Below are 11,830 nucleotides of genomic sequence, written 5' to 3' on the forward strand. Positions count from 1 at the left end.
CATGTAGACGCCGTCGGGGCTCGGGAAATTGATCTTAACCGACGCCATCGCATTGCCCGCGCCCGGATCCTGGCGGAAGCGATACTTGGCGGCGTCGTCGGTCGACCAGTCGACATTGAGCGGATCGACTTCGCTGCCGTCCGGCGCGAACAGGCGGATATGGCTGTCCTTCAGATAATCGGGATTCTTCCGCATCAGCGGAATGATGTCCTTGCGCACGATCGAGACCGGCGCATTCCAGTACGGATTGACGATGATCTCGTTGATCTTGGAATTGACGATCGGCGTCTGGCGATCGATCTTGCCGACAATCGCAGTATGGCGAAGCACGACGCGGTCGTTCTCGACCGCTTCGACCTGCGCCGCCGGAATGTCGACCAGCACGTAGCGACTGCCCAGCGTGCCGGCCTTCTCGCGCAGCCGCTGCAGATTGGTCTGCAACTGGCCAAGCCGGATTTGCGCCGAGACATTCATCGCCGCGTAGGTGTATTTGCCCATCGAGCCGTCTGCAGGCAGGCCGTGACGCAACTGGAAGCGCTTGACCGCCGAGTCGACGTAGGAGTCGAAAGCTGTCGAAATGCCGGCGCTCTGCGAGAGGTCGCCAGAAACCATCAGCCGCTTGCGCAACGGCACCACATCAGGATCATCGACGCCGAGCTGCAGTTTCTTGGTCGCGGGAACCTCTACCCAACCGCCCTGCCCGGCAATGTTCTGATATTGCGCGACCGCCTGTTCGGTGAAAGCGACGGTCTGTGGGCTGAAGATCGGCAGCGTCGAGGCCACCTTGCCGCCCTCGCTGGCGCGGGCGTCGAACTGGTCGTCCCAATTGCCGCGCGCCGAGGATTTCAGGATATCGCCGATCACGTCCTGCGCATTGGCGCCGCCGGCAACCACTGCGGCTGCGAGCGCGGAGGCTCCGGAAAGGAAAAAACGGCGGCTGGTTTTCATGGACGTTCCAGACATTCTTGTAGCGTTCGATCTACTGCATTCGGTTATGGGGCGATCTTGCCCGCACTCTAGAATTGGCAATCTTAACAATTAGCCAACCATTGTCCGTATCAGCTTGGCCACAAACGCTCGAGGCACGATACGGGTTCCGGGTGAACGCACGGCCTTCACCACAGCATCACCGGCATCCTCGGTTCCATTGGAATATGGCGGCAACGTGGCCTTGCGCCCAAATCCGCCCGGCTGGCTTTCCGAAAAGAACGGTCCGTGCTTTTTTGGTATCGATCGGCGATTGCCGACCACAAGTTTTGCCGATGAGCCACAAGCCCCTGATACTACAGTGACAGCTCGCCCAACGCGAGGAACGAGGCCATGCCTGGTGCCATTGCAGTCATCGCGACATTAGCCTTGGCCGGAGGCCCGAACGGCAGCCCACCGACGCCGGAGGAGATGGTCGCCTATTTCGTGCATGGCCTCGAACAGGGTGCGATCCCCAGATACGGGCAGCAGACCGACCAACCCTTCAAACAGGTTTCCCGATCGCCAGCGGTCTTCACCAGCACCGGCCCCAACGAGGTCGGCGACAAGATGGAAACGCTAAGGTTCACGGTGACGAAGCTCAGCGACTGCACCTACAAGGCCGAGCAGCAGTTCGAGGAGGACGGCGAACCCTATTATCGCCTGGCCTACACGCTGGACTTGAGTGCCGTTACGGCCATTGGCTTCGACAATCCGCCGGCCACCATCTCGCTCAAGGGGTTAACCAAGAGTTGCACGACCAACACCGAAGGCAGTTGCGATCCGACCAGGGAGCCAGAAGCAATCGGCCCGTTCTTCGGCGAGCCGCGCCAGGCCGAACAGGCGCTTGCGGTTTTTCACGAGAAACTCTGCCCGCTGAAGCCGTAACCGAGACGACGGCTGCCAAAAGAAAAGGCCGATGCCTTTCGGCACCGGCCCTGACTGAAGGTCGACATTTCGGCCGCGCTTCTGTGGCGCGGGCCGGATCTGATGCGGCGCCTTACATCCGGTAGGCGATGGTATCGTTCCAGAAGCGATCGAGCCGCTGCAGGGCGCGGTTCATCTGCTTGAACTCGTCGGTGTTGATGCCGCCGACCTGTTCGATCGAGCCGACATGACGCTCGTAAAGGCCGGCGACGACCTCGGCCACCTCGTTGCCCTTCGGCGTCAGCGAGACGCGGACCGAACGGCGGTCGATGCGCGAGCGCTGGTGGTTGATGAAGCCGAGATCGACCAGCTTCTTCAGATTGTAGGAGACGTTCGAGCCGAGATAGTAGCCACGCGAGCGCAGTTCGCCGGCGGTCAGCTCGGAATTGCCGATGTTGAACAGCAGCAGCGCCTGGATGGCATTGATGTCGGAACGGCCGTTGCGGTCGAATTCGTCCTTGATCACATCAAGCAGGCGGCGGTGCAGCCGCTCAACAAGCTGCAGCGATTCCATGTACAGGGAACGGATAGCCTCGCGGCGATCGTCGGATACGTTGGCGGTCTTCGCCGCCGGACGCGAATTGATCATTGTCTTTGCCTCTCGTTTGTCGCCCTGGTGATTTTTTGTTTTTCACCTTGATCGCGACACTATCGAATACTCATAAAATTCGACTTAAACGCTAGGGCTAACAAGAGCTTACCGGTAACAGGTTTCGAAAGAGGCTTAACGAACGGTCACCCGAGCAAGGATAATTAACCTAAAGATTTCGGCAACAATTGAGGGGCCGAATCGAGGCAGAAGCCAGGTCGCCAATGTGCTCAAGGACTTAGTGGCGGACAGGGCGCTTCTGCAGGTAGATGACGACGCGGAAGACAATGTAGAGCACCGCCACCGCGGCATGCGAGACGACAATCAGCATACGGTGGCCGAAAAGCTCGGGAAAGCCGGCATACATGACGGTCTCGGTCACCGCGCAAATGAACCAGATCACCGGCCCCCAGGACGCCAGCATCCACAGGCCGGCAGCGGCGAAGGGAAAGAACACGGCGAGCACCACGGCCGCCACCTGCCAATGCACGGGCATCAGGTCGAAACGCCACAGCGAGCCCGGATAAAAGCCGATCAGCTTGATCCAGTAGAGAATGCCGAACAGCAGGCAGTAGCCCGATATTACGCGCTGGAACCAGGCGAAGATCACCTCCACCCCGGAGGGCTGCAGCACGACACGTCGGGAGGTCACTTCGCTCACAGCTCGAGCTCCCTTTCGCCCAGCGGAGCGAAATAGGCGTCGACATCGGCATCGCTGACCGCACCGAGGCTCGCCGGCCGCCACTGCGGCTTCGAGCCCTTGTCGATGATGGCGGCGCGAATGCCTTCGTAGAAATCATGGCCGGCCAGCATCCGGTTGAGGATGCGGAACTCCATCTTCATGCATGCTTCCATGGACAGGGTCAGCCCGGCGCTGATCTGACGCCAGGCGACGCGCAGGCTGGTGGGCGAGCGGGTGAGGATTGTCGCCAGCGTCTTTGCCGCGAATTCGTCGGCGCCTGCTGCCCGCTCCAGGCTGTCGATGACGCGTTTCAGGGACGGTTGCGAAAAATGGCTCGATATCGCCTCCAGCGTCGGCCTGTCGGTCTCTCGCCTTGCCTGGATGAAGAAACCGCGCAGCACCGATTCCGGGTCGCCGGTCAGCGTCAGCCGGTCGAGGAAGCCGCCCTGGTCCTCGGCCTTGATGGTGTGGGTGGCCAGGCCCGACCACAGGGCGTCGCCATAGCGGATGCGATTGCCGGTCAGCGCCAGATACATGCCGAAAGAGCCGCCGAGATCAGGCAGCAGGTGGCTGCCGCCGACATCGGGGAAAAAGCCGATGCCGACCTCCGGCATGGCGAACTGGGCATTCTCGGTCATCACCCGATGCGAGCCGTGGAAGGAAATGCCGACGCCACCGCCCATGACGATGCCGTCGATCAGGGCGACGTAGGGTTTCCTAGAGCTGTTGATGCGGGCGTTGAGCCGGTATTCGTCGGCGAAGAACTCGACCGGCGGTTTTCCAGCCCGGCCGGTCTCGTAGACATGCAGTATGTCGCCGCCGGCCGAAAAGGCCCTGCCCTCGGCCTTGACGACGATGACGTCGATGCCTTGATCGGTCTCCCAGGCGCAAAGAGCAGCGTCGAGCGCCCTGATCATGCGGTGCGTCAAGGCATTGAGCGCCTGCGGCCGCGTCAAGGTGACGACGCCGGCCCGACCCAGATGTTCGAAGCGAATCTCGTCGCCTCCGCCAAAATCCATCGTGAAAGAATCCCTCCCCCGCGCCGGCGGGACTGAAGTGCTAAAGCGTGGCGCATGGGTGCGTCAATGCCAAGCCCGGCTGCTATCCTTTGCGTCCCGGCCAAATGGGTGCAACTTATCGGTCTGTATGGCTCAAGGGTGAGCGCCTGGCAGAGATGGAGGACCCGTGGCCCGCATGCCTTTTCGACGCTATGCCAGGCAATAGCGGAAGGCCGCTACCAACGACCCACGGATGCATACGAGCACTTGACCGCGCACCCTCCAACGGACTTCAGGAAATTGGTTGAGGACGCTGCCGGCTCCGCGGGCTGAAGCTGAAACTGAGCCGGCGTCGCGGTCTTGGCCACCGGCGGCACTCGGTGTTAGAGATTGGCCGCCAAGCCTCGAACCGGACGGTGAGCCATGCCGCAGTTTTTGCGCCTTGCCCTTGTTCTGTGTGGCCTGCTGGCCATCTGCGTCGCCAATGGACCGGCCAGGGCAGCTGATATCGAAGACCTCTACAGCTCTCAGACCATCGTCAACGGCAAGTACGAGAAAAACCGCCAGGCCGGCTTCAAACGCTGTCTCGACGCGGTTCTGGTCCGGGTTTCCGGCGATCAGCGCCTGCCGGCGAAACCGGAGATGGTGGCACTGCGCGACAAGGCCGGCAGCTTTGTCGCCAGCTTCGGTTACCGCGACCGTATGGAAGGCATTCCCAACCATGACGATCAAGGCACGTACGATCGGCCTCACAATCTCTACTGCCACTACAAGCCGGCCACCATCGACCCGGTGCTGGCTTTGCTCGGCAGCAGGCCGTGGCTGACCGAGCGGCCACGGCTGGCGGTGTTTTTGGCGACCGAGCGCGGTACAAGGCATTTCGCGCTCGATGCCAATGACGAGCGCGGCGTGCTGATGCGCGAATCGTTCGGCAATGCCGCCGCGCCGCTGGCCATGCAGGTGGCTTTTCCCACGGCAGCGCTGCTGTCGCAGGCCGGATTGGCCGATCAGGCGCTTCGTAACACCGAGATGACAAAGCTCGATACCATTGCGAAGAAGGCCGGCGCCGACCAGGCGCTTTCCGGCAGCCTCGTCTGGAGCGACAAGGAGCTGGGCTGGATCGCCGACTGGCGGCTGGCCATGGCGGGCAAGACCTATATGTGGCACGTGCGCGGTGTCAGCTTCGATGAGGCTTTCCGCGTTGCCATGCGCGGCGCGGCGCAGATCCTGTCGGGCAATGGGCAACCAAAATAGGCCTCGACCGGATCGCTGGCACAAACGTGTCGCATTGGTCAGCGGCAAGGGCTCGTGGTAAAAGCCGCCGATCTGGAGTTTTGGCGATGAACAAATTCACCCCGACAAAGCCAGCCGGCGCGCGCAGCGTCGACGACATCACCGGCAGCCGCCGCTTGCGCCGCATGCGCAAGGCCGACTGGTCGCGCCGTCTGGTGCAAGAGAACAGGCTCTCGGTCGACGACCTGATCTGGCCGATCTTCGTCGTTGACGGCAAGAATATCCGCGAGCCGATCGCCGCCATGCCGGGGGTCTTCCGCCTGTCCATCGATCTCGCCGTCAAGGAGGCCGAGCGAGCGGCAAAGCTCGGCATTCCGGCGCTCGCCACCTTCCCCAATGTCGACATCTCGCTGCGCGACCAGACCGGTTCGCACATCCTCAACCCGAACAACGTCATCAACCGCGCCACCCGCGCGATCAAGGACGCGGTGCCGGAGATCGGCATCATCACCGACGCCGCGCTCGACCCGTTCACCAGCCACGGCCATGACGGCATCCTGCGCGACGGCATCATCGTCAACGACGAGACGGTGGAACAGGTGACCGCCGCGGCCGTCATCCAGGCGGCTGCCGGCGCTGACATCATCGCGCCGTCCGACATGATGGATGGCCGCATAGGCGCCATCCGCGACGCGCTCGACGCCAATGGTTTCCAGGATGTGGCGATCATGTCCTATGCGACCAAGTTCGCCTCGGCCTTCTACGGTCCCTATCGCGAGGCGGTCGGCACCGCCGGCCTGCTCAAGGGCGACAAGAAGACCTACTACATCGACCACGCCAATTCCGACGAGGCGGTGCGCGAGGCCGAACAGGACATCGCCGAAGGCGCCGACATGCTGATGGTCAAGCCCGGCCTGCCCTATCTCGACATCATCCGGCGGCTGAAGGATGAATTCCAGATGCCGACCTTCGCCTACCAGGTGTCGGGCGAGTATTCGATGATCAAGGCCGCCGCCGCCAATGGCTGGATCGATGGCGAGAAGGCGATGCTGGAATCGCTGCTCGCCTTCAAGCGCGCCGGCTGCGACGGCATTTTGACCTATTTCGCTCCCGAAGTGGCGGAACTGCTGAAGGGATAACTTCTCTTCCGACGATGATCGGTCGCGGCGAGCAAATGCCGGCGATCCGCCTCGGCATCCCTGACAATTTCCGACGTCCGGCCGGGAGACCAGAGCGAGGGTCGCTAGACCATTCGCTTCGAGGCTCGTTTGTACCTAAAAAATACCGCTTGCAATTCGCAAGCAGCTTACTACAAATAACCGATTGCAAAATACAACTGGCTATCGAGGAGGCTCTCATGTCCAAACTTCGTGTCAACGCTTTCAGCCTGTCGCTCGACGGCTACGGCGCCGGTCCCGATCAGAACCTACAAAATCCGCTCGGTGTCGGCGGGGAATCCTTGCACAAGTGGTTTGTCGACACCCGCACCTTCCGTAAGATGGTGCTCGGACAAGATGGCGGCACCACCGATATCAACGAGGCGTTCGCGGCGCGCAGCTTCGAGAATGTCGGCGCCTGGATCCTCGGCCGCAACATGTTCGGGCCGATCCGCAGCGAATGGCCTGACGACAGCTGGAAGGGCTGGTGGGGCGACAACCCGCCCTACCACGTGCCGGTTTTCGTGCTGACCCACCACAAGCGCGAACCGATCGTCATGGAGGGCGGCACGACATTTTATTTCATCACCGACGGCATCCATTCGGCGCTTGAACAGGCGAAGGCGGCGGCTGGGGGCAAGGATGTACGGGTCGGTGGCGGTGTCGACACCATCCGCCAGTACCTGCAGGAAAAGCTGATCGACGAGATGCACCTGGCGATTTCACCGGTGCTGCTCGGCGCGGGCGAGAACCTTTTTGCCGGCCTCGATATGGTGAAGCTGGGCTATCAGTGCAGCGAGCAAGTGGCGACTGCGCTTGCCACGCATGTGGTGATCAAGCGGGCGTAGGTGGCGAAGCCCTCGGCGCAAGCTTCTTTCTCCCCGTTCTACGGGGAGAAATGCCCGGCAGGGCAATGAGGGGCAACGCTACCTTTGGAGACTAGCAGCAAGCCGCCAGTGGCAGCAAATTGGGCTCAATCGCCAACGCCGGCGCCGCCCCTCATCCGCCCTTCGGGCACCTTCTCTCCGTGGAACGGGGAGAAGAAAAAAGTGCTCAGTACTTCTCCGGCACGTAGAGTTCGCGCGGCAGCGTCTGGCGCTCGTATTCGGGATTGAAGACGCGCTCCGGCAGCGTGATCTCTTCGTGTGGGACCTCTTCATAGGGCATCTGCTGGAGCAGGTGGTCGATGCAGTTCAGCCGCGCCCGCTTCTTGTCGTTGCCTTCGACGATGAACCAGGGGGCCTCCGGGATGTTGGTGCGCACGAAGGTCTCTTCCTTGGCCTTGGTGTACTGCTCCCAGCGCACGCGCGACTGCAGGTCCATCGGCGACAGTTTCCACTGCTTCATCGGATCGTGGATGCGCATCAGGAAGCGCATCTGCTGTTCTTCGTCGGTGATCGAGAACCAGTATTTGACCACGGTGATGCCCGAGCGGACCAGCATGCGCTCGAATTCCGGCACGTCGTGGAAGAACTCTTCCACCTGATCGGGCTGGGCAAAGCCCATCACCCGTTCGACGCCCGAGCGGTTGTACCAGGAGCGGTCGAACAGCACGATCTCGCCGCCGGCCGGCAGATGCGGCACATAGCGCTGGAAATACCATTGCGACTTCTCGCGTTCGGTCGGCGCCGGCAGTGCGACGACACGGCAGATGCGTGGATTGAGCCGCTGGGTGATGCGCTTGATGACGCCACCCTTGCCGGCCGAGTCGCGCCCCTCGAAGATCACCACCAGCTTCTTCTTGTGGTAGGCGACCCAGGACTGCAGCTTGATCAATTCGGACTGTAGGGTGATCAGCTCGCGAAAATACTGCATGCGATCGATCGAAGGCGGATGCGCGTTCTTGTAGATCTTTGCGATCTCCATCGACAGCGCCGGCTCCGACATTTCGAGCTCATAGTCCTCGTCGAGCGTGTCGGCGAGCTCGGCTTCAAGCCAGTCCTTGGCAGGAGAATTCTGTTTTAGCTCGGTCATCTCAGCTGCTCCGCTTGCAAGCTCTGTCGATCCATGTCCGGCGTCGCAAACTCCCGGCTTATGGCCCGGAACGGCAACACCCTGAGCCGACTTCAATATAGGCCGGCAATGACGGTTTTATTGCAGCCCGAGCGTGATCACCGCCGCTGTCAATCCAGCGAGGCATGATCGATCCGTCGTCGTGGCATGGAGACAAGTCGCCCAAATTGTCCTACAAATAGCAGCCACATTCGGGGCCCCTCCCCAGCCCCCTTCCCAACGCAATCGCGAGGACTGACATGGAATACCGCACCCTCGGCCGTTCCGGCCTGAAAGTTTCGACACTGACCATGGGCACCATGACTTTCGGCGGCGCCGGCGCGTTTTCGGCGGTCGGCAAGACCGACCTCGACGAGGCGCGCCGGATGATCGATCTCTGCATCGATGCCGGCATCAACGTCATCGACACCGCCAATGTCTATTCGAACGGCATTTCGGAAGAGATCATCGGCGAAGCGCTCGGCGGCAAGCGCAAGGGCGACGTGCTGATCGCCTCCAAGGCGCGGATGCGGATCGGCAAAGGTCCAAACGATGAAGGCCTGTCGCGCCATCACCTGATCCGCGAATGCGAGAAGAGCCTGAAGCGGCTCAAGACCGACGTCATCGACATCTACTTCCTGCACGAATGGGATGGCGTAACGCCGCTGGAGGAAACCATCGCCGCGCTCGACACGCTGGTCGCCCAGGGCAAGATCCGCTATGTCGGCTGCTCGAACTATTCCGGCTGGCAGGTGATGAAGGCGCTCGGCATCAGCGACAGTCATCACCAGCCTCGTTTCGTCACCCAGCAGATCCACTACACGCTGGAAGCACGCGAGGCGGAGTATGAATTGCTGCCGATTTCCGTTGACCAGGGGCTGGGCGTTCTGGTCTGGAGCCCGCTTGCCGGCGGATTGCTGTCAGGCAAATACCGCCGCGACAGCCCCACCGCCCGCCAGCTCGCCGGCTGGTCGGAACCGCCGATCCGAGACGAGGACCGGCTGTGGCGGATCGTCGATGTTCTGGTCGAGATCGGCACCCAGCGCGGCGTGTCAGCAGCGCAGGTGGCACTGGCCTGGCTGCTTGGCCGGCCGGCCGTCAGTTCGCTGGTGATCGGCGCCCGCAACGAAGCCCAGTTGAAGGACAACCTTGCGGCTGCGAGCCTGGTGCTCACCGACGACGAACGCAGCCGCCTCGACGCGGTCAGCCGGCCACCGCTGCTCTATCCCTACTGGCACCAGCAATTGACGGCAAAGGACCGCTTCGGCCCCGCCGACCTGGTTCTTGACCGCAGCGGCATCTGACGAGCCAGGTTTGGCGCGCCGAGGCACGCTACGTCCTAACCCTGGATAAAACGCCAGACCTCAGGATCAGGCTTGATCTGACCGCTGAGGACAAAATACTTATAGAGGACGAGCAGGGAGATAGCCTGCTCCTCCTGCTCGTTGGAGAATTGGCGGCAATAGGCATTGGCCGCGGCGATGATGCGTTGCGCCTCGGCCGGGTGGTGTTCGAAATAGCGCACCTTCTCCGTGACATCGGCGAAATCCGGGTCGAGCGGCACATAGTGGACACCGGCCTCGAGTTGCTTTTCCGCAAACCATGTCTCGTATGTCGGCAACGGCATCAGGCAGAGCGAATTCGAATTCAGGATCCATTTGAGGTTGGTCGCCACGTCGTTGCCTTCGAGTGAGACGATGTAGCGATAATGCTGCTGTTGGCTGATGCTGAGAAAAGGCTTGCTGTACTCGGCCGGCGCGTTCGGCTTGTGCGAGCCGGCGTCGCAAAACGGCAAGTCACGCACGGCGTCGAGAAATCTTGTCCGTTTCGGGTTGTTGAGATCACCGCGCCAGACCACGGCCGGGCGCTTGTCGGCGAATGCAGTTGCGTCGGCCGGCATGTAGAAGTGCCTAAACTTGTTGAATTTCATGATGACCGCATTTTCGTCGTCGGCATGGATCGGCCGATCCTTGACCAGCGTCGGCACCTTCGGCACGTCAATGACGTCGCCGAATTCGACGTCGACGAGCAATGCCGGATCGAAATAACGGGCAAACTCCTTGAGGTCGTAGTGGTACATAGTCGGCGTAGAGGGCAGCTTGTCGAGACGCACCGCAGCTGGGCTGGGCGAAAACGCATCCTGCAGCTTGTTGTAGTAATTCAGCCGCCGCCGCACTGCCTGATCCGAGAGCCTGGCCTGTTCGAGACGGCCCGCCAACCGCCGACGGAAGAGTGCCTGCGGTGCGATATCGCGCAAGACGTTGCGCGCATAGTAGAAAACCCTTGCCGTCGTTCGTTGGATGGTGGCCATAGTTCACTTGATCAAAACAAACGGGCGGATCGCTGCGCAGTTTGTTGGCGCCCCGGTTCTCCTACACCATTGTGCCGCGCATCTTGCAAGTCCCGGACCGTCGTCCCCACGAACCGCCGGGCACTATCGCTTCAGCTGTTGTGTTTGACGGCTAATGCTCCTAGGCAGGACCAGAGCCGCGAGGCAGTGAAAAGGAGCCGATATGGCGCGACCACCAAATTACGATCAGGAACGCAAGGAACGCGACCGCCAGAAAGCAGCCAAGAAGGCCGAGAAGCTGGCAGCCAAGGTTGCGGCGCGGGAACGTTCGAAGCCCGAGGACGAGACCGAAGGCGAAACCGAAACGGCAAAGTGACGGCAAAAGGCCCGCAGATGCGGGCCATGCCTCAACCCAGATGGCCGCCTTGTATCAGGCGGGCGCCTTGTCGCTGACAAAGACGTCCACTTCGCGCGCTGCCGCAATGAAGGCGCGCCTAGCGTTCATCGCCGGCTTGTCGCCGGCGAGTGCGTCATGGCAGGCCTGCAGCGCCGCGCGATGCTTGGGGCTGCGCTTGCCGGGCCAGTTGTTGAGGAGGTAGTCGGAAGCCTCACGCGCCGTACGCAAGAGCTGAGTGCTTCCCGCCGCGACTGACTTCACAGTCACAGGTGTTTCAAATCGGTTGTTTTCCATCGCCGCTCCTTACGCCATCGGCGTCTGCGAAGCGAGGCCGAAAGTGCGCATACGTCCAGACGACGCCTTTTGCATGGCGTATACCCTGCCCTGCACAGATCGTTTGGAGCAATTCCGGACGCAAACACTTTTCCTGGAATTGCTCCATCTCTTTGTCTTGACGCAATTCCGGACGGAAAACCGTTTCACACTTTTCCTGGAATTGCTCTCTAGGCGGCGACGACGGCAAAGCCTCTGGCGCGAAGACCGCGCCGATCGTTGGCGAGCGACGTCACCAACCGGTCGCGGCTGCCGACGATGTGGAC

The 11,830-nt window shown here is 61.5% G+C and carries 13 protein-coding genes and 1 pseudogene; 6 read left to right on the plus strand and 8 right to left on the minus strand.

What is annotated here, in order from left to right; translation table 11 throughout:
- Nucleotides 1-948, minus strand: a 948-nt coding sequence (locus EN993_RS22805) for a L,D-transpeptidase family protein (RefSeq protein ID WP_127264881.1), incomplete at its 3' end; no start/stop codon positions are given.
- A gap of 372 nt (nucleotides 949-1,320) precedes the next feature.
- Between EN993_RS22805 and EN993_RS22810 the strand changes: the two genes are divergently transcribed.
- On the plus strand, nucleotides 1,321-1,854 hold the full coding sequence (locus EN993_RS22810) for a hypothetical protein (protein WP_127264882.1): 534 nt from the start codon (nucleotides 1,321-1,323) through the stop codon (nucleotides 1,852-1,854).
- Between the two features lie 112 nt (nucleotides 1,855-1,966).
- On the opposite strand, the gene EN993_RS22815 is transcribed toward EN993_RS22810, so the two are convergent.
- The 3 genes from EN993_RS22815 to EN993_RS22825 form a co-directional block, all read right to left on the minus strand.
- A complete protein-coding gene (locus EN993_RS22815) occupies nucleotides 1,967-2,482 on the minus strand; it encodes a winged helix DNA-binding protein (protein WP_008875359.1) in 516 nt (171 codons plus the stop codon).
- A gap of 238 nt (nucleotides 2,483-2,720) precedes the next feature.
- The gene (locus tag EN993_RS22820) at nucleotides 2,721-3,143 is read right to left on the minus strand and encodes a DUF6163 family protein (protein ID WP_109668597.1); all 423 of its coding nucleotides are present in this window, start codon (nucleotides 3,141-3,143) and stop codon (nucleotides 2,721-2,723) included.
- Entirely contained in the window at nucleotides 3,140-4,183 is a 1,044-nt protein-coding gene (locus EN993_RS22825; RefSeq protein WP_127264883.1) for an enoyl-CoA hydratase/isomerase family protein, read from the minus strand. The genes EN993_RS22820 and EN993_RS22825 overlap by 4 nt, the downstream gene beginning before the upstream one ends.
- A 402-nt stretch (nucleotides 4,184-4,585) precedes the next feature.
- Here EN993_RS22825 and EN993_RS22830 point away from each other — a divergent pair, with 402 nt between their 5' ends.
- The 3 genes from EN993_RS22830 to EN993_RS22840 all read left to right on the plus strand — a co-directional run bounded on the left by EN993_RS22830 (nucleotide 4,586) and on the right by EN993_RS22840 (nucleotide 7,400).
- On the plus strand, nucleotides 4,586-5,416 hold the full coding sequence (locus EN993_RS22830; RefSeq protein ID WP_127264884.1) for a DUF2066 domain-containing protein: 831 nt from the start codon (nucleotides 4,586-4,588) through the stop codon (nucleotides 5,414-5,416).
- Nucleotides 5,417-5,502: 86 nt separating this feature from the next.
- On the plus strand, nucleotides 5,503-6,534 hold the full coding sequence (gene hemB / locus EN993_RS22835; protein ID WP_109668591.1) for a porphobilinogen synthase: 1,032 nt from the start codon (nucleotides 5,503-5,505) through the stop codon (nucleotides 6,532-6,534).
- Nucleotides 6,535-6,752: 218 nt separating this feature from the next.
- A complete protein-coding gene (locus EN993_RS22840; RefSeq protein WP_127264885.1) occupies nucleotides 6,753-7,400 on the plus strand; it encodes a dihydrofolate reductase family protein in 648 nt (215 codons plus the stop codon).
- A 205-nt stretch (nucleotides 7,401-7,605) separates the two neighbouring features.
- Here EN993_RS22840 and ppk2 read toward each other — a convergent pair whose 3' ends face one another.
- Nucleotides 7,606-8,526 (minus strand): polyphosphate kinase 2, encoded by a 921-nt coding sequence (gene ppk2 / locus EN993_RS22845; protein WP_127264886.1) that lies wholly within the window; start codon nucleotides 8,524-8,526, stop codon nucleotides 7,606-7,608.
- A 278-nt stretch (nucleotides 8,527-8,804) separates the two neighbouring features.
- Between ppk2 and EN993_RS22850 the strand changes: the two genes are divergently transcribed.
- Entirely contained in the window at nucleotides 8,805-9,848 is a 1,044-nt protein-coding gene (locus tag EN993_RS22850) for an aldo/keto reductase (protein WP_127264887.1), read from the plus strand.
- 35 nt (nucleotides 9,849-9,883) lie between these two features.
- On the opposite strand, the gene EN993_RS22855 is transcribed toward EN993_RS22850, so the two are convergent.
- Nucleotides 9,884-10,855, minus strand: coding sequence for a glycosyl transferase family 90 (locus EN993_RS22855; RefSeq protein WP_127264888.1), 972 nt, complete (start codon nucleotides 10,853-10,855; stop codon nucleotides 9,884-9,886).
- A gap of 202 nt (nucleotides 10,856-11,057) precedes the next feature.
- On the opposite strand from EN993_RS22855, the gene EN993_RS22860 reads away from it, so the two are divergent.
- Nucleotides 11,058-11,210 (plus strand): hypothetical protein, encoded by a 153-nt coding sequence (locus EN993_RS22860; RefSeq protein ID WP_081738829.1) that lies wholly within the window; start codon nucleotides 11,058-11,060, stop codon nucleotides 11,208-11,210.
- Between the two features lie 54 nt (nucleotides 11,211-11,264).
- On the opposite strand, the gene EN993_RS22865 is transcribed toward EN993_RS22860, so the two are convergent.
- A complete protein-coding gene (locus EN993_RS22865; protein ID WP_245462826.1) occupies nucleotides 11,265-11,498 on the minus strand; it encodes a DUF982 domain-containing protein in 234 nt (77 codons plus the stop codon).
- A 236-nt stretch (nucleotides 11,499-11,734) separates the two neighbouring features.
- Nucleotides 11,735-11,830: pseudogene (locus EN993_RS37915) on the minus strand (GntR family transcriptional regulator); the annotation flags it as partial.

It is taken from the genome of Mesorhizobium sp. M7D.F.Ca.US.004.01.2.1 (genome assembly GCF_003997785.1).
GTDB classification, from domain to species: domain Bacteria; phylum Pseudomonadota; class Alphaproteobacteria; order Rhizobiales; family Rhizobiaceae; genus Mesorhizobium; species Mesorhizobium loti.